Here is a 17615-nt window from a genome sequence, read left to right as displayed (position 1 = left end):
TTTCCGATTACTTCGCCTTCATGCCGACCCTGCGTATTTTCGAATTGACCTCCACTTCGACGCGAAGCTCCTTGAACGCTCTCTGCCACTTGTTCTTCGATCCGATGCGGGCGTTCCAATAACCCGGCTTTTTCGCCCTCACGTATTCGCCGAACCCGAAGATGTCCGACCCTTTCTCCTGCATTTGCCGGATCAGAGCTTCCGTCTCCCGGAGCAGGGACCTTTTGTTCTGTTCTTCGATCTGGACCAAAGAAGCGGAGTCGTTGATCGTAAACTGCTCGTTGATTTTCTCTTCCAGATTGATCTCGGTGAAGATCGCCACGTTCACGATCGGCTCTCCGTCCTGCACCCGGACCTTGATGGTCGATCTGCGCGACGTCGCATAGATCATGACGCTGTCCGCTGCCCCGCCGATTTTGACCACTCCTCTGTATCCGGCCGGATTCATTCCTTTGATCGACATATAGGCGGCCACTTGGAACGGCTTGGTCGTTCCTTGCAGCTTGTCGTCCTTGAAGTACGCCATTCCTTTCACTTCGATATTTTGCATCTTCTTCAACTCTACGTAAGGGAGATAGCCTTCCTGACCTCGCTTGGCCGAATTGCTCCAATACATGCCGACATAGTTTTCCGGGAACTTGCCGAGCTTCACCGCGTTGTCCATCGTCGACATCAGGTATAGCGCAGGCACCCGTTCCAGTTCCGGCGAAGCGCGCATCACCTGCTCCGCGCTTCCTTTGCTGATCATCATCCAGGCCATTCTCCGTACTTCGGGATTGCGGTGAAAATAATCGTTAATATTTTGCATGCCGAGGCGCGCTACATCCTCTGACACGACGATGACGCGCAGATGGCCGAAGAATAGTCTGCCCGAGATTTGCTGCTGCAAATTCATGATCGCATCGTCGACCGTGTGCCCCTCCGTGCCGACGACCCACACCGTCTGCTCCGAGCCTTTGCCCCCTCCGCCGCTCTCGCCCGGACCCAGCGGGATTTTGCCGGGCAGCGCAATCTGCAGGGTAACGCGAATCATGTTAACGTCAGGAACCGGAAATCCCTCGGCCGTATGGGAAATCTCGCTCTCGCGCTTGGCCGCTCCCGGCGGCGCGTTGTCCACGGACACGCCCAGCACGATGGCCCGTTCCTCGATCTCCAGACGGTCCCAACAGCCCGTCAGCAGCAGGAAGACGGACGCCGCGAACGCCGACAACAGCAGCCTTTTAACCCGCCGACCGCTTCTCACTCGGCTCCCCTCTCTTCTTCCGAAGAATGGCGACGACAAGCAGCAGCCCCGGATAAGCGATCGTCACGAACAACCCGATGCGGCCGACGTTCTGGATAATCTCATACATGTGTAAAATGTTATAGGGCACCATCGCCATGGAAAACACGGCCGGCAGCAGAAAAAAGGAGAACAGCTTGTGGTCCTGCAGCCGAAACAGCTTGCTCAGCTCCTTGACCGCCAGATAGTAGCTGGAAAACAGCGTCGTAAACACCGCGGTCACCCACACCGCCAGAAAAGCGGCATCGAGCCTCTCCAGCACGTTGGCGGGCAGCGACGTCGCCTTGGCCAGCTCCAGCGTCGGCCAGAGCAGATTTTTCGTCTCCTCCGAGCCGAATACGCCTAACGTCGCCGCTACGATCATCACGTACATGCCGCCCGCAATGACGAGTCCGACTACGCTGGCTATCATCGCCTTCCGCGGCTCGCGCATCGCCGGAATGACCGTCGTAACGATGAACGAACCCTGGAACAACGAAGCGATCGTCAGCACGCTGGCCAGCATGCCCTCATGGGAATTGCCCCAGATCGGCTGCAAATTGATCAAGTCGGCGTTCTTCAGCGACAGGGCGACGATCAGCAGAGCCGGTCCGAGCAGCAGCGGAAAATAGAACAGGTGGATATAAGCGAACGTCGTAATGTCGTTGCGGGTGGAGATCGCGGCCAGCATCAGCATGACGATGACCGTCACCTCCAGCGGCGTCTCGGTCAATACCGATGTAATGACCACCTCTCCGAACTCCCGCGCCGTCAGCGACGTCAGAATCGCGAAGAAGCCGATGACGCCGATGCTGCCGATCCAGGACAGCCACTTGCCGATGACGACCTCACCGTACTGAACGATCGACTGGTCGGGAAAGCGCATGCCGAGCCGGGTAATCAGAAACAGTCCCACGAAAGCGACCGCTGCGCCCAGCAAAGTGACGAGCGGAGCGCCCGACCCCGCTCCCCTCACGGCGAACAGCGGAATCGGCAGCACGCCGACGCCGATAATCGTACTGGTCATAATCGCGGCGACCTGCACCGTCGTAATGCGCTTCGCTTGCTTCATGCCCTCTCACCTCTTCCTTGTGTTCTCGATGTCCGCGGGTTCCAGCACATTGTTGGGAGGCTTCTTCAGCTCTTCGACCGTCCGGTCGCTAATGCGGGTCTTGTCGCTCGGATGCAGGAAGTCCGGCCGCGTGCTCATCCACCAGAAAGGTCCGCGCAGGAACAGGTCCTTCATTCCCTGCGGGCTGCCGGGAACGAGCGGGCTTAAGTACGGAACGCCGAACGACTTGAGCGACAGCAGGTGGTTGGCGATCAGAATGAGACCGATCATGACTCCATACAGGCCGAATATACCGGCCAGCACAATGAGCGGAAAGCGCAGCAGGCGCAGGGCCAGCGCAGCGTTGTAAGCCGGGGTGGCAAAGGAGCCGATCGTCGTGAGGGCGATGATGACGACGGTAATCGGGCTGGCGAATCCGGCTGCGACCGCGGCCTGGCCGACGACAAGCACGCCGACGATGGATAACGCCCCGCCGACCTGCTGCGGCAGGCGAATCGTCGCTTCCCTCAGCACCTCCATCGAGATTTCGATCACCAGCACCTCCACGATGGCCGGAAAAGGAACGCCCGCCCGGCCCCCCGCCACGGCCACCGCGAACTCCGTAGGAATCAGTTCGGGATTAAACGAGATGATCGCCACGTAGAGAGACGGAAAAACGAGAGAGAACACAAGCGCGATCAGCCTCGCCCAGCGGATGGCGCTCATCATCAGGAACCTTTCCGTGTAGTCCTCCACCGTCTGATAGAACTGGCTGAAGACGGTCGGCACGACCAGCGCCAGCGGCGACCCGTCCACGATCAGCGCCACTCGGCCCTCCAGCAAATTCGCGACGACCTTGTCCGGCCTTTCGGTGTACTGAACCTGAGGGAACGGGGACATCTGGTTGTCTTCAATGAATTGCTCCAGATAACCCGAATCCAGAATCGCGTCGACATCGATCAGGTCCAGCCGCCTCGTAATTTCCTTCACGAGCTCCGGATTCGTAATGCCGTGCATGTAGCAGATTGCCACCTTCGACTGCGACCTCCGGCCGACCTCCATCGTCTTCACGCGCAAATCCGGGGTTTGGAGCCGATAACGGATCAAGGAGATGTTCGTGGACAGCAATTCGATGAAGCCTTCGCGCGGTCCGCGAATAACTTGCTCGGTGGCGGGCTGATCGATGGAGCGCTTTTCGATGGCGCGGGTGCCGAGCAGCAGCGCTTGGGCCACGCCTTCGATAATAACGGCGGTCTGCCCGCGCAGCAGGTCGGAGACGACTTTCGCCACGAGCGTCTCCGACCGGACGTCGCTGTGATACAGCGTCGATTCCAGAAGAAAGTCCCACAGCTCCTCCCCATTCTCGGGAAGCCGTTCCGCATGCGGCGGTCCGTACATAAGCGGCTTAAGAATTTCCGAGTTCAACGTCGTCATGTCGATCATATTGGGGTAAAAAAACATCGCCGCGGGATACCGTCCGAATACTAGAAACCGGCGGATCGTAAAATCGTCGTTCTCCCCGAGGACGCCGCGAATTTGCCTGACGACGCGTTCCAGATCTCCGTCGACGGCAGCGTCGTTGAGCCTCTCGGCGGGTATACGGGGATATTCCCCGTTGTCGCCGGAAGATCGTCTTCTTTTCCTTCTCCCGAACAGGAACATGATGCCTTTCACCGCCATTCTAAAGATGAGACTCGTTGAAAATGTAAGTGTTATTCTTTGGCATTCCTCCCTTTTTTAAACCCCTGCGTTCCGGCACTCCCCGATAGGATCGAAAAAAAGCCCTCGAACCGGGTAGCGGTCCGAGGGCTTTCCGTTGCTTATAGGCTCCAGTCGAGCTTCACTTCGCCGCCTGTGCGGGAAGATTCGTAGATCGCGTCGATGATCAGGTTGCTGCGCAGTCCCGTCTCCGCCGACGTCCACGGCTGCGCACCCGTGCGGATGCAATCGAGGAAATGACGGCTTAGGCGTACGCGGGCTCCTTCATCGTCCTCCGGCGCGGCGAGCGGCAGGTCAACCGTCTGATCGAATCGCTCGGTCAGGAACTTGCCTTCCCCTCCGCGAAGCGCGATGCCTCCGTCGGATCCCATCAGATGAAGGAACGGAGCGCTGTCGGTGTCCATATGAACCGCCCAGCTGACCTCCAGCGTAAGCGAAGTTCCGTCGTCCATCTTGATGATGGCCGTGGCCAAGTCCTCTACGTCGTAGGTTCCGTTCCAATCCGGTTTGCCCCAAGTTCCGATGCCCTTCTTCCTTGGACCGAACTCCGCGTAAGTAGAGCCGTACACCGATACCGGCTTGGGCTCGCCCATCAAGAAAAACGCCAGATCCAGCATGTGCACGCCGATATCGATCAGAGGACCGCCTCCGGATTGATTATGCTGGGTGAACCACGTTCCCCAACCCGGAATGCCTTTGCGGCGATACCAGCCGGTCTTGGCCGTATAGATGTTGCCCAGTTCTCCCCGCTCCACCTGCTCCTTCACCTTCAGAGCGAGCGGTTCCCAACGCATCTGATGCGCGACCATCACGGTCTTGCCCGTGCGCTTCTGCGCCCGGACGATATCCTTGGCGGCGGCGGAGTCCAGTCCCATCGGCTTCTCGACGAGCACATGCTTGCCGCTCTCCAGAGCCAGAATCGTCAGAGGCGCATGAGCCTGATTGGGAACGGCGACGATGACCGCGTCCACGTCCTCCCTGCGAATCAGTTCTTCGGGGGAAGGGGAGACGACCGGGATTCCGTATTGCTTGGCTCTTTGCTCCGCAAGCGGAAGATAGACGTCCGTAATGGCGACGAACTCGCATTCCTCGCCGAGCTTGCCGAATTCCTGAAGATGAACGTTGCCGATGTTGCCTGCGCCGATCAGGCCGATGCGGATTTTGGACGAGCTTGCCATATCGATAATTCCTCCAATTAAGTTGCGATTTAAGCGCTTACCCACATCTTAATCGAAAACCCGCCTGCGCAGACAGAGCCATTTTGGCTTTCTTCTTATGGTCTTTTGTCTCTGTCATATATAGAAAAATAAAGCGGAGTCACTTCCCCCGCCAAAGGAATAAAAGCGTTAACGATCGCGGAATCGAATTGGGTTCCGGCATTCCTCAGCAATTCCTCCGTCGCCTCCTCCAACGTCTTGCGGCGACGATACGGACGGGGAGACATCATCGTGTCGAAGGCGTCGACGACCGAACAGATTCTCGCGAACAGCGGAATTTGTTCCCCGGCAAGTCCGTAGGGATAGCCTTTGCCGTCCCACCTCTCGTGGTGGTGCAGCACCAGACGAATCAGCTCGGCGTCCCGCTCTCCCTTATCCCTCAGAATGTCCGCTCCGTACTCCGGATGGCGTTTGATCAGAGACCACTGCTCCTCCGTGAGCGGCTTGACGGAATCCAGAATCGCGTTCGGAACGAGCAGCTTGCCCAGATCATGAATGAAGCAGCCTCTGACCAGCTTCTGCGCGCTGGCCGGATCCAGCCGCATCGCCGAAGCCGCCTTCTCGCTCAGCAGGGCGACTCGAACGCAGTGATGGTACGTGTCCTCGTGCTTGTAGCGCAACAACTTCATCATCTCCGAAATGTCAGAGGGATGATCGAAATGATGGGGAAATTCTCCTACTGCTCTCATGGCTCCTATCACCTTTATGCACCTGCCCCGATTCAATGTTCGCCATGTCTAGCCGATATATTGGACGTTACCCACTATGCCGATGTCGGACAATTTCTGTTATACGACATTCTAGAGGAGGATCAGTTCATGAATACCACGACGTTGACGGCGCAGGCTGCAAGTTCTATGAAAGGTTCCGGCGCTTACGCCAATGGAACGAATATCGGCGACGATCAGATCGTTGAAATGTTTCTTGCCGTATGCGGTTACTCTCCGCATACGCTTCGCAATTACAGCAGGGCTATCAAAACGTTCAGAATCTTCGTCTCGCATATGTCGCTTCGGGAAGTCACCTGGAGAGAAATAGAAGCCTACAAGTTGGGCCTGATTTGCGGAGCCGCCAGTTATCGCAATAAACCACTTGCTCCCGCAAGCGTCGCCGCGCTGATCGCTCCGCTGAAGTCATTGTATAAATGGGGAAGCGATGCCAACGTCGGTCTCCTCCCTTATAATCCGACGAGCTCTATCCGTCTTCCGCAAGTGAGCGTCACAAGCCGCAAGCATTATTTGACCAAGGGAGAGGTCGGCAGTCTGTTGAATCAACTGCAATGCCAAAGCTTCCGCAATTACTTGATCGGACTGTCGCTCGTTACGTTGGGACTTCGAGTCTCGGAGTTAGTCGCGGTGCAATGGGGGGACTTCCATTCCGATCCGCTTGGGAAATCCGTATGGCTGCACGTTAAGAACGGAAAGGGAGGCAAGAGCAGAGACGTCAAAGTTCCCGCAAGCCTCTGGTCTATTTTTCAGAACTATCGCGGCATGATCGGGAAGCGCGATTCCGCGCGCGATCCGGCGGCACAAGTGTTCCCAATCACGGCCAGGCAGATCGAACGCATCATCCGCGACGCGGGAAAACAAAGCATCCGCTCGAAAAAACCGACGCCGCATTGGCTGAGGCATACGAACGCGACGCTGGCGCTGCTTAAAGGAGCGACCTTGCAGCAGGTCCAGGAAACGCTTGGCCATACCCACATCAATACGACGCAGCGCTATCTGCACACCGTCGAATTGATTAACAAAGCTGCCCCTGATTTTGTTGAAGAAACTTTGTCTGAATTTTTGACATATTAACTCAGTTTGGATTAATAAGGAAGAAAAGGGAAAATGAAGCGTTGTGGATTTGAGCGAATTAGCCTAATATTTGAAGTGTCGCCAGATAAATTATGGGAATTACAGGTTCTTAAGACCTGGTTCGAATGTCGTATAACAGAAATTGTCCGACATCGATTTCAGCATACCCAATCCTAAGCCCACCCTCAAATCTATATTTGCCATATACGCTAAGGTCTAACAATAAACATCCATTCTGCCTCCTATTTTCTCCCTTCATCTCCCATTGTCGCTTTTTCCCTAGGGCGTGTATGCAAACCCGCTCAGAGGCATCTATCACCGCCTTTTCGCCCCCTGCTGCGTCACTTTTGCTTGACGTACCTCCGGTACGCCTTCACAAAAGTTCCTTGCATGGAACGAAAATTCGGCAACATCTGCTATCTTCGGAGTATGCATACACGCCCTCGCCGTTTAATCTTGTGTTTCTTCCGGTCGTCGCGCCTTGACCTTTTTTTGTCGTTGTCCGCAGCCTGAACGTGCCGCGCGCTCCCGACATTTTCGCGAATCGATGCAAGGAGCTTGGATTGGCGGCAAGAAAAAAAACGCCTGCGATCGTTCGCAGGCGTTAGTGCGTCGTATTCTATTCTTATCTGTTGAGCAATTCCAGAAATTCCGAACGAAGCGCAGGGCTTTTGCGGAATTCCCCGCGAACCGCGGATGTGACCGTCTTGCTGCCGGGTTTCTTCACGCCGCGCGCGCACATGCACAGATGCTCGCCTTCGACGACGACCATGACGCCGTGCGGCTTAAGCACCTCTTCCAAGATGTCCGCGATCTGCGACGTAATTCTCTCCTGGACTTGCAGTCTTCTGGAGATCGCTTCGACAAGCCTTGCGAGCTTGCTCAGACCCGCGATCTTGCCGCTGGGAATGTAGCCGATATGCGCCTTGCCGAAGAAGGGCGCCATATGATGCTCGCACTGGCTGTAATAGACGATATCCTTGACGATCACCAGTTCCTCGTGCTGCTCGTCGAAAGTAACGCCAAGTACGTCTCTGGGATCGACCGCGTAGCCGGCGAAAATTTCCTCGTACATCCGCGTGACGCGAGCCGGAGTTTCCAGCAAGCCTTCGCGCTCGACGTTTTCGCCGATCAGCTTCAATATTTCCCGTACATGGAATTCGACCTGCTCGCGGTTCTGGCCGACTTGCGCGTTAGAGTAATCTTTGGCTCCCGCCATGACAACGCCTCCCCTACTATCTGCGGAACTTCGGATTGTTGCGGTTCTGGTTTCCGCCCTGGGTCGCCTTGCCGCCGGAATTTTGGTTTTTCATCATTTGCTGCGCTTTCGCGATCTGTTGGCTGTTCATGTTATATCCCATCTGCTTGGCCATTTTCTGCAGCATTTCGGGATTGCTTTGCATCTTGGTCATCTGCGAGCGCAGGTAGAACACCCCGATGATGAAACCGACGATCAAACCGACGATTAACGTCACGATCGGAATAATATAGGACCACATTTACCGATACACCCTCCGAATTTCATAAAATAAAGCCCCGCGAACGCCGCAATGCGTTGAGCAGGGCTGTTGTACTATGATAGCATGGCCGAACAACGTGCGCAAACGATAGCTTGCAAGCCCTTTGCAAGCCCATCCGCCCATCCCGAACTCAAGACAGCACGGAATCGATGAACACGGTCGGGTGCTGCGCCAGATCGATCTCGCTGTAGCCGACCGCATCGTCGCCATCCTTGTCGATAATGCGGACGACGGGCCTTCCCGGCAGTCCCCGGTGCTGTCCGACGACAACGCCCGTCTGACGGGTAGACAGCCTGACCGATATGCCGTTAGGGTAGATCGACACGATGCGCATGAAGTGGACGAGCACTTCGTGATCCAGCAGCGTTCCCGAATAGGCATTCAAGCGTTCGCAAGCCTCATGCGGCATCAGCGGAGCTTCCTCGCCGGACGGATAGATCAGATTGTCGTACAGATTGGCCGCCGCCGTAATTTTCGCGTACGTATGAATGTCGTCCCCTGTAAGTCCGCGCGGAGCGCCGCTTCCGTCGATCGCCTCGTGATGCTGGAAGGCGACGTGCGCGATAAGCAGACTGTACTCCCGCTTGTTCTTCAGCAAGTCGAATCCGCGCCAGGCGTGGTGCATGCGCCCTTCCTGAACTTCCGGAGCGCCCAGCTTGCCGATATCGTGCAGCAGCGCTCCCACCGCCAGCTCCTTAAGTTGAATCATGTTGAGCCCCATGTTCAGGCCGACCAGCGAAGCCATCATGCAGACGTTCATCGCATGAAGGAACATGGCGTTGTCCGCGGTGCGGATATCCGACAGCTGGATCATGAGGTTCTGATTTTTCATTACGTCCTCCAGCAGATCGTCGACCGTCTGTCCGATCGCCTTCGAACTGAAGTTTTTGCCCGAGCGAAGCTGTTCGAACGTTTCCGACATCTGGTGGATGACGGCCCGTTTCGTCTCTTCCGACAACAGCTCTTCGTGCGAAATATCGCGAAACATCGGATCGTCGATATAGATCGTCGTGACGCCCAGTCGTTTAAGGGTGCTAATCATATATACGGTAAGCTGTACGCCGGTCGAGAGCAGCACGGCTCCGTTCGAGGAAAAAATCGTCTTGCCCAATATTTGTCCCGGTTCTACCGTTTCTATGTCGACTAATTTCATATCGGTTTCTCTCCTGCCTCGATCTCGATGTTCGTCTTTGATGCATTACTCACTATTTCGGCAAAAAAGAAGAGGAAATGAACCCACAAAGGATGAAATGCCTCTCATTTCCTCGGAAATAATCTATTAGCCGCTCCGTTGTTCGAGCGCTCTGTCGATTGCGCCCAGCACTTCGACGCTCTCTTCTCCTTCGCTCGCTTCCCGCAGTCCTTCCAGCGCTTCGGGAGTAGCGATGCGCCCAAGCGCCCAAGCGGCGGACTCTCTCAGCTCCGGACGGGGATCGTTGCGCAGGACGGTCACGATGTCCGGCACCGACTCCGCATCGCGGAAATTGCCCAATCCGATCAGCGCGTTGCGCTGAATCGGCTTGCGTCCCCTCCACGCCGCCGAACTGGAACCGAACTTCTCCTTGAATTCCCGATTGCCCATCGACAGCAGCGGACGCAGCAGAGGCTTGACCACTTCGGGATCGGGCAGCAGCTCGAGATGATGACGGATGTCGACTTTGCGATTAACCGGACAGACGATCTGACACGTATCGCAGCCGTACAAGCGGTTGCCGATCTTAAGCTTCATCTCGTCGTCCACGAATCCCTTGGTTTGGGTAATGAAGGAGATGCAGCGCTGGGCGTTCAGCTGACCGGGGCCGACGAGCGCTCCCGTCGGGCAGGCGTCGATGCACAGCGTGCAGTCGCCGCAATCGTCGGGCAAGGAGCTGTCGGGAGGCAGCGGCAGACTGGTAATAATTTCGCCCAAGTACATCCACGAGCCCAGCTTCGGGGACAGCACCGAACAGTTTTTGCCGCTCCAGCCGATGCCGGCCCGTTCGGCCACGGCCCGGTCCGACAGCGCTCCGGTATCGACCATCGACAGCAGCTTGGCGTCCGGCACCCGTTCCAGAATCCATTCGGACAGGTTCGCCATCCGCCTCCTGAGCGCCTGATGGTAATCTTCGCCCCACGCGGAACGCGCCAAAATGCCGCGTCTTCGTCCCGGCTCCGATACGGGAGCGTTCTTCAGCTTCGTCGGATAAGCGACCGCGATCGCGATAATCGACTTCGCTTCCGGCATATGCAGCGAAGGATCCGTCCTCAAGTCGAGATCCGGCTCCTCGAAGCCGGATTCGTGTCCGCGCTCGCGGTGGCGGATCAGCCGTTCCTTCAACTCGTGAAATGGCTCCGCAGTCGTTACGCCCAGCTTGTCGATGCCCAGACCGGGCGCCGCCTCGAGCAGCTCTTCCTTTAATTGCTTCCAATAACGATAATCTCTGTTCATTCGCAATCGCTCACAGCTTCTTGATTCGGGTGATTGGCCATACGATCAAGTCCGCCCGGCCCTCGACGAGTTCTTCGGACACTTCCTTGAACGCTCTGCTGTCCTTGCTGGCGTTCCGATGACGGTTATCCCCCATCACGAAATAGTGGCCTGAGCTGACCGTCGTCGGACCGAAGTTTCCGTCCTCGATCTTCGAATCCGTGTATGGCTCCACCTTCAGCTCTCCGTTAATATAGAGCTCCCCGTCGCGAACTTCCACTTGGTCCCCGGGAATGCCGATGATCCGTTTCACCAAGTATTCCTTGCCTTCCTCGCTCCCGCTCGGATCTTTGAAAATAACAACGTCTCCGCGCTCCAGACTTCCGAGACGCAAGGCGATCTTGTTCACGAACAGCCATTCGTTCTCATGAAGGGTCGGCTCCATCGATATTTTCTTCACCGTCGACAGCTGGAAGACGAACGCCTTAAGCAGCAGCACGATCGCCGCCGCGATGATGAGCGCCTTCGCCCAGTCCCACAGCTCTTTGCGCCATCCGGTCAACAGAGGTCCCCGGTCGCGGGACTTCTGCGCTTTGGGAGCTTGCTGAACCTTGGAAGCCGAGCGGCTTCTTCCTTCGGGAACTCCCGTATCCATTCCTTCCGTCATGTCGCCCGTTCCCCTCCTTCTGCGTTCATCTGCTTTTTCCATTGCTCGTAATAGAAGCGGGCCGCGGCATCGTCGAACGGAAATGCTCCGGCCCCGATATCCGCGCGGAGCGCCCGCAGCTCCGACTCTATCCGCTCCTCCACCGCTGCTCCGTAACGATAAGAAGCTTTGTGAGCGTCGTACTCGTCGCGATCAAGCTCCGTCGCCGTTCCGTCCGGCAGCACGACGATATCCAGATCGTAATCGATATAAGTCAGCACGTCTCCGTACCTGTAAGGAGGAGAAGCCAAATTGCAATAGTAGCGAACGCCAACCTCCTCCAGCAGCGCGACGACGTTATACCAGCGTTCGGGAAGAAAATAAGTGACGGCGGGAACGCGGCTCGACCATTCTCGCCCGTTCGATTCCTGAACCGTCGTATGTTCGTTGATCAATACCCATGCCTTACGGGGATCCAGCCCCTCATGCAGCCGACACGCGGGAACTTGCCAATTCTCGAGCCATACCCGATGCAAGGAACCGTCATGCTTAAAGCTCTTGATCACGCACTTCGAATATTGTCCGTCCGCGCTTTCCGTCATGGCTCGTCCCTCCCTGCGGTTCTGGTTGATCGAGCAGCTCCGAATCTGCCCGCGCGATGCGTGTAATATAAGAAAAGCATATCTCCCCGCCAAAAGCAATGGCGTTAAAGATATGCTTTCCATGAACCTCCGCTCGAATCAGCCCGCTACGATCGCAAGCGGCTGTGTTAACTGAACGGTATTGACAGACATGAGTCCGAGCGAATCGTAGAAAGGGCGAAGCAGCTCGTTGTGCTTGTCCTCCGCGACCAACACCTTCAATACGTTGCGCTGCCTGAACCGGTTGCTCATATGAGAAACAAGCTGCCGTCCGACGCCCTGGCGTCTGAACTGATCCCGAACCGCAATGCGATAGACATACCCCTTGTGATGGTCAATCGTTCCGATCAATACGCCGACGATGTTTCCGGCCGATTCCGCCACGAGCACCAATTCGCTGTCCCAGGACAATTGGCGGGCGAAAGCTCCCATCGTCTCTTCGCAGCATTCTTCCGATAATACCTCTTCCAGAAGCTCCGCGACCAACTTGTAGTCTGACAATTGGAAAGAACGAATCTGCATGCTGTCTTATCCTCCGAGCATTCAGTTTTACATCCAGTTAACGGTCTCTTCATTTTACGACAAATTGGCGAAAATTCTAGTTCTTTTCTTAAAATAAGCTAAATTTTTTTTGTAAAACTGCTAGATAACGAGATGAAAACGCTTAATTAACGAGATATACGCCTATTCATTCTTTATAACCGCCAAATTAGACTGTTTTTCGCCATTTATGGCGAATAATCAAGATCGAAAAGGGCATAATGAAGAGGTTGCAGGTCGCCGTCGACTCCTCTCTTGGTCCTTCTCGAGACTTTTTATACATTTATGTTGATTTAATCGGGAGGATATTGGATAATAAAGACTGTGAGCGATTAGGCTACATATCGCAATCCCATTTTAGGAGGTAATTGACCATGGCACACGAATTACCGGCACTTCCTTACGCGACTAACGCGCTTGAGCCGCACATCGACGCAACGACGATGGAGATCCATCACGGCCGTCACCACAACACTTATGTAACGAACCTGAACAACGCTTTGAAATCCGCTCCGGAGCTGGAAAGCAAGAGCGTTGAAGAGTTGATCTCCGACCTGAACGCCGTTCCGGAAAGCATCCGCACCGCTGTTCGCAACAACGGCGGAGGACACGCCAACCACAGCCTGTTCTGGGCAACGATCAGCCCAAGCGGCGGCGGACAACCGACCGGCGCTCTGGCCGCGGCGATCGACGCCGAGCTGGGCGGATTCGATAAATTCAAGGAAACGTTCGCGGCTGCCGCGACGACCCGCTTCGGCTCCGGCTGGGCATGGCTCGCGCTCGGCCAAGACGGCAAGCTGAAAGTATACAGCCTGCCTAACCAAGACAGCCCGATCATGGAAGGCGACAAGCCGCTGCTCGGCCTGGACGTATGGGAGCACGCTTACTATCTGAAATATCAGAACAAGCGCCCGGATTACATCGCCGCTTTCTGGAACGTCGTGGACTGGAACGCAGTCGGCGCGAGCTACGATTCCGCGAAGTAATTAGACATGCTAAAAGCGCATGAACCTCCGTTTCGGAGAGTCATGCGCTTTTTTTAATGAACGGCGTCCTCTTCCAGCAATCCGTTCAAATCCGCCGTCACCGTATCGATCATGTGTACGAACGAGGACAGCTCCTGCGAGCTTGCCGCCTGTTCCCGCGAGAAGCGCACCGTCTCTTCGCTGCCGTGCTTGACCTCGTCAAGAGAAGAGCGGATTTCCTTCAGCTTGCTCTGGATCGCGACCAGCGACTGCTTGGAGCTCATGGCCAGCTTGCGGATTTCGTTGGCGACGACTTCGAAGCCGAGCCCGGCTTCTCCGGCGCGCGCCGCTTCCAGCGCCGCATTCAGGCCGATGAGATGCGACTGGTCGGAAATCTCCCGCATCGTCGTTCCAAGCTGGCTGATCTCGTCGATGCTGCCCGCCAGCTCCCGTACCTTCGCGTGGGAATTTTCCTGAACGGACGCCGTATGCGAAGCGTTCGACGCGACGAGATTGCTGCTGGCGCTCAGTTGCACCATCATCGAGGACAGCTCCTGCACGACCGAGCTCACCTTGGTCAGCATATATTGGCGCGATTCCACCAACCTCTCGATTTTCGCTTTCTCGTCTTCCTCGTATGCTTCGAGCACGATCTGGGAATCGAGGTTGAACATTTTGCTCAGCGAATGAACCGACTTGACCCAATCTTCCGGATCGACCCGCTTCAGATGCTTCGTCGCCAAATCCAAATATAGAATATAAGTACCTAAATACCAATTCGTCGTTAAGCCGATCTTCGAATGAACTTTGCCGATATACAGTCTCTTGCTGAAAAATGACTCGTCGATCTCGCCGGCCGTCATCGATTGGAAGTACCAGCGCTGCGTCTCCTTAAGCCGCTCGATCGTACTGTGTCCGTTGATCAGTCTCAGCAGCTCCGGCTGCTCGGTAATTTTCGCGTAGAGCTCGTCCACCACTTGGTTCGTAATTTCCGCGAACTGAGCTTCCTTGGACTTCAATAACGCCAGATCTTCCTCCGAGATGCCGATGTACTTCAATTGCTTGAGCCTCGAATCGCTGACTTGAATCAAGCAGTTCCCCCCTTGTCGGTTGTCTCTTACTAGAGTGGCTTGAAACCGTCCGTTCGTCAAGCACTCCTTCGATATTGTTCGATTACGCGGTGCAGAAACCGCTGGCGGCCAGCAGCTTGTCCGTTCTCAGCAGCACCGTAAGCTCGTCCCCGCGCTTGTGGATGCCCCGGATAAATTCCGATGCGACGCTCGCGATCGCCGCGGGAGTCGTCTCGACTTCGCTATCGGGCATATTGAACACTTCCGTTACGGAATCCACGAGCACCCCGATATCGCTTCCGCCTTCCCTCATGACGATGACCCGAGATTCTTCCCCGATCGGCAGCGGAGGGAGGCCGAGACATTGCGCCAGATCGACGACCGGCAGCAGCGAGCCTCTCAGGTTGAACATGCCGAGCATTTCCGGCGCCGTCGACGCCACTTGCGACAAGGCGGGCACGCGGATGATCTCTTTGACCTGACCGATGTCGAGCGCATAGTGCTGTTCGCCCAGCATGAACGTAACCCTTTTCTCCGTATGAACGGATTTGACCGCTTGCCTGCCGACCCGTCCGGGATCGGTCACCGTTCCCGCATCGCGGACAACGGCGTTCACGTCCAGAATGTAAGCAATGCTGCCATTGCCCAGAATCGAAGACCCCGAGACGTACGGAACCTGTCCCAAGTAAGCGGACAACGGCTTCATGACGATCTCTTGGTTGGCCACGAGCCGGTCCACGTACAGGCATACGCGCCGCTCCGCCGCCCCGATCATGACCGCATATCCCTTGCCCGCCCGCGCTGGCTCCGTGCGCAGCTTGCCGTGCAGCCTGACAAGCGGGAAAATGTCTCCTCTAACCGTGCAGATTTCTTTGCCGTGAACGCTCTGGATGTTCGCGGAGGATAATTGGAACGTCTCCAGCACGTGAACGAGCGGGATCGCGACGGTATGTTTGCCCAGCTCGACGAGCAGCGACCTCGTAATCGCCAGCGTCAGCGGCAGCTTGATCGTAATCTCCGTCCCTTGGCCGAGCGTCGTGTCGATGTCGATCAGCCCGTTCAGCTTCTCGATCTGCGTTCGCACGATGTCCATGCCGACTCCGCGTCCGGACAGCTCGGTCACTTGCTCCGCGGTAGACATCCCCGAGTGGAAAATGAGCGCGATAAGCTCCTTGTCCGACAGCCTTGCCGCTTCCTGCTCGGTGATGAAGCCTTTATGAACCGCTTTGCGCTTGACCTTCTCCGGATCGATGCCGCGGCCGTCGTCCTTCACGCGAATGACGATCGCGTTCTCCTGGTGGCTCGCCTGCAGCAGCAGCTGTCCTTTGCGCGGCTTGCCGAGCTTCTCGCGCTCGTCGGGCGACTCGATCCCGTGGTCGGCCGCGTTGCGCAAAATATGAATGAGCGGATCGCCGATCTCCTCGATAAGCGTCCGGTCGAGCTCCGTCTCCTTGCCCTCGATCGTGAATTGAATCTCCTTGCCTGCCTGCTGCGACAGATCCCTGACCAGCCTCGGGAACCGATTGAACAGCTGCTCGATCGGCAGCATCCGGGTTTTCATCATCCCCTCCTGAAGCTCGGCGATGACGCGGTTCAGATGATCCGTCACTTCTCCCAGCGTCGCGACATCCTGGTCCTGCTTGGCGCGCTCGCCCAGCTTCCTGCGCACCTCCTGCAGCCGGGTGTTGTCGATAATCAGCTCCCCGACCAGGTTAAGCAGATGCTCCAGCCGTTTCACGTCTACGCGAACCGTCTGCTGAATCGACGCCTTGCCTTCCGCGCTTGCTTCGAGCTTGCCCGCGGGCGCAGACGCAAGCAATGCGGACGGAGCGGATGCGAGCGCATCCGGCGCAGCGGACGGGGCAGATGCGACCGGAGCGGAAGCCGATGCGGCAACCGGGGGCGCGTCGAACGCAGCGACAGAAGCGGCGACCGGAGCGGCAAGCTCGTCCAGCAAAGCTTCGGCCTTCGTCCGACCGCCGACCCTGCCCGGCTGAGGAAACGACTCGATCAACTGAACGTTAACGTCGTTAATTTGCGACAGCTGCAGCACGTTGCTCCCGATCGTTTCGGGTGAATGCCCGGAAGCGATTACGTACGAGATCGGGCCCGACAGCAGCAGCTCCTCGTTCTCCCAGTCGGCCAGCGACGGCTTCAGAGCGATCACTTCGCCGGTCTCGCTGAGCGTGCGATGCACGAGCATGGCCCGCACCGTCGGCATATCCGCTCCTGCCGTCAACGTCACCGACACCAGGTAGAGCGGTACGCCTTCCTCCCTCTTACGCGCCATCTCTTCCAACTCGGTCTGGGCCCATCCCGACTCCGCGTCCTCGCAGCCGTTCATCTCCGGCAATCCGTCGGTTTCTTCTTTTCCGGCCGTGGCGGCCGGGCGACCCGACAAGCAGTCGTTCAAGGCGATAAGAAGCGTCCCGTGCGGCTGCTCTTCCGCCCGCCCCTGCCTCAATGCTTCGCGCTGCACTTTCAGATAGTCGATGCAATCGAACAGCGTATTGATGAGAGTGGAGCTCAGCGACAGCCTCTCCTGGCGCAGCAGGTCGAATACGCTCTCCACCCTGTGCGTCACTTCCTTCATCTGATGGAAGCCCATCGCCGCCGAAGAACCTTTTAACGTATGAGCGGCGCGGAATATTTTCTGAATCGTATCATGCTGGTTGCCGCCGCTCTCCAGCTCGAGAATGGAGTGGTCGAGCGTCAGCAGCTGCTCTTCCAACTCGTCCAGGAAGACGCTCAAATAGGTCGAAGCGAAGTGGTCCAT

Annotated in this window: 16 protein-coding genes; 2 read left to right on the top strand and 14 right to left on the bottom strand. The window is 56.7% G+C overall.

Annotated features, from left to right (window positions below; genetic code table 11):
• Positions 1-7: 7 nt before the first annotated feature.
• The 5 genes from B0G52_RS18485 to B0G52_RS18465 all read right to left on the bottom strand — a co-directional run bounded on the left by B0G52_RS18485 (position 8) and on the right by B0G52_RS18465 (position 5937).
• A complete protein-coding gene (locus B0G52_RS18485; protein WP_094046866.1) occupies positions 8-1243 on the bottom strand; it encodes a Ger(x)C family spore germination protein in 1236 nt (411 codons plus the stop codon).
• Complete coding sequence (locus B0G52_RS18480; protein ID WP_094046865.1) at positions 1221-2333, bottom strand: GerAB/ArcD/ProY family transporter; 1113 nt, start codon at positions 2331-2333, stop codon at positions 1221-1223. The genes B0G52_RS18485 and B0G52_RS18480 overlap by 23 nt, the downstream gene beginning before the upstream one ends.
• A 6-nt stretch (positions 2334-2339) precedes the next feature.
• The gene (locus B0G52_RS18475; protein ID WP_233162792.1) at positions 2340-3992 is read right to left on the bottom strand and encodes a spore germination protein; all 1653 of its coding nucleotides are present in this window, start codon (positions 3990-3992) and stop codon (positions 2340-2342) included.
• Between the two features lie 140 nt (positions 3993-4132).
• Entirely contained in the window at positions 4133-5209 is a 1077-nt protein-coding gene (locus B0G52_RS18470) for a Gfo/Idh/MocA family protein (RefSeq protein WP_094046864.1), read from the bottom strand.
• Between the two features lie 95 nt (positions 5210-5304).
• Entirely contained in the window at positions 5305-5937 is a 633-nt protein-coding gene (locus B0G52_RS18465) for an HD-GYP domain-containing protein (RefSeq protein WP_233162791.1), read from the bottom strand.
• A 129-nt stretch (positions 5938-6066) separates the two neighbouring features.
• On the opposite strand from B0G52_RS18465, the gene B0G52_RS18460 reads away from it, so the two are divergent.
• Positions 6067-7050, top strand: coding sequence for a tyrosine-type recombinase/integrase (locus B0G52_RS18460; protein WP_233162790.1), 984 nt, complete (start codon positions 6067-6069; stop codon positions 7048-7050).
• Between the two features lie 625 nt (positions 7051-7675).
• On the opposite strand, the gene folE is transcribed toward B0G52_RS18460, so the two are convergent.
• The 7 genes from folE to B0G52_RS18420 all read right to left on the bottom strand — a co-directional run bounded on the left by folE (position 7676) and on the right by B0G52_RS18420 (position 12786).
• Positions 7676-8269: a GTP cyclohydrolase I FolE gene (gene folE / locus B0G52_RS18450; protein WP_094046862.1), complete on the bottom strand. Its 594-nt coding sequence runs from the start codon at positions 8267-8269 to the stop codon at positions 7676-7678.
• Positions 8270-8285: 16 nt separating this feature from the next.
• Positions 8286-8549, bottom strand: a complete 264-nt coding sequence (locus B0G52_RS18445; RefSeq protein WP_094046861.1) for a YneF family protein — start codon at positions 8547-8549, stop codon at positions 8286-8288.
• 151 nt (positions 8550-8700) lie between these two features.
• Positions 8701-9723 carry an HD-GYP domain-containing protein gene (locus tag B0G52_RS18440; protein WP_094046860.1) on the bottom strand — a complete coding sequence of 341 codons (1023 nt, stop codon included), beginning with the start codon at positions 9721-9723 and terminating at the stop codon, positions 8701-8703.
• 126 nt (positions 9724-9849) lie between these two features.
• The gene (queG, locus tag B0G52_RS18435; RefSeq protein ID WP_094046859.1) at positions 9850-10998 is read right to left on the bottom strand and encodes a tRNA epoxyqueuosine(34) reductase QueG; all 1149 of its coding nucleotides are present in this window, start codon (positions 10996-10998) and stop codon (positions 9850-9852) included.
• Positions 10999-11008: 10 nt separating this feature from the next.
• Positions 11009-11644, bottom strand: a complete 636-nt coding sequence (gene lepB / locus B0G52_RS18430; RefSeq protein ID WP_233162788.1) for a signal peptidase I — start codon at positions 11642-11644, stop codon at positions 11009-11011.
• Positions 11641-12225: a DUF402 domain-containing protein gene (locus B0G52_RS18425; protein ID WP_094046858.1), complete on the bottom strand. Its 585-nt coding sequence runs from the start codon at positions 12223-12225 to the stop codon at positions 11641-11643. The genes lepB and B0G52_RS18425 overlap by 4 nt, the downstream gene beginning before the upstream one ends.
• 138 nt (positions 12226-12363) lie before the next feature.
• Positions 12364-12786 carry a GNAT family N-acetyltransferase gene (locus B0G52_RS18420; protein ID WP_094046857.1) on the bottom strand — a complete coding sequence of 141 codons (423 nt, stop codon included), beginning with the start codon at positions 12784-12786 and terminating at the stop codon, positions 12364-12366.
• 392 nt (positions 12787-13178) lie between these two features.
• Here B0G52_RS18420 and B0G52_RS18415 point away from each other — a divergent pair, with 392 nt between their 5' ends.
• Positions 13179-13790 carry a superoxide dismutase gene (locus B0G52_RS18415; RefSeq protein WP_094046856.1) on the top strand — a complete coding sequence of 204 codons (612 nt, stop codon included), beginning with the start codon at positions 13179-13181 and terminating at the stop codon, positions 13788-13790.
• 53 nt (positions 13791-13843) lie between these two features.
• On the opposite strand, the gene B0G52_RS18410 is transcribed toward B0G52_RS18415, so the two are convergent.
• The gene (locus tag B0G52_RS18410) at positions 13844-14860 is read right to left on the bottom strand and encodes a globin-coupled sensor protein (RefSeq protein ID WP_094046855.1); all 1017 of its coding nucleotides are present in this window, start codon (positions 14858-14860) and stop codon (positions 13844-13846) included.
• A gap of 82 nt (positions 14861-14942) precedes the next feature.
• On the bottom strand, positions 14943-17615 hold the full coding sequence (locus B0G52_RS18405; protein ID WP_094046854.1) for a chemotaxis protein CheW: 2673 nt from the start codon (positions 17613-17615) through the stop codon (positions 14943-14945).

This window comes from Cohnella sp. SGD-V74 (genome assembly GCF_003001675.1).
Lineage (GTDB): Bacteria > Bacillota > Bacilli > Paenibacillales > Paenibacillaceae > Cohnella.
Note: the sequence above shows the minus strand (reverse complement) of the source record. Positions and strands in the feature narration are given on the sequence as shown.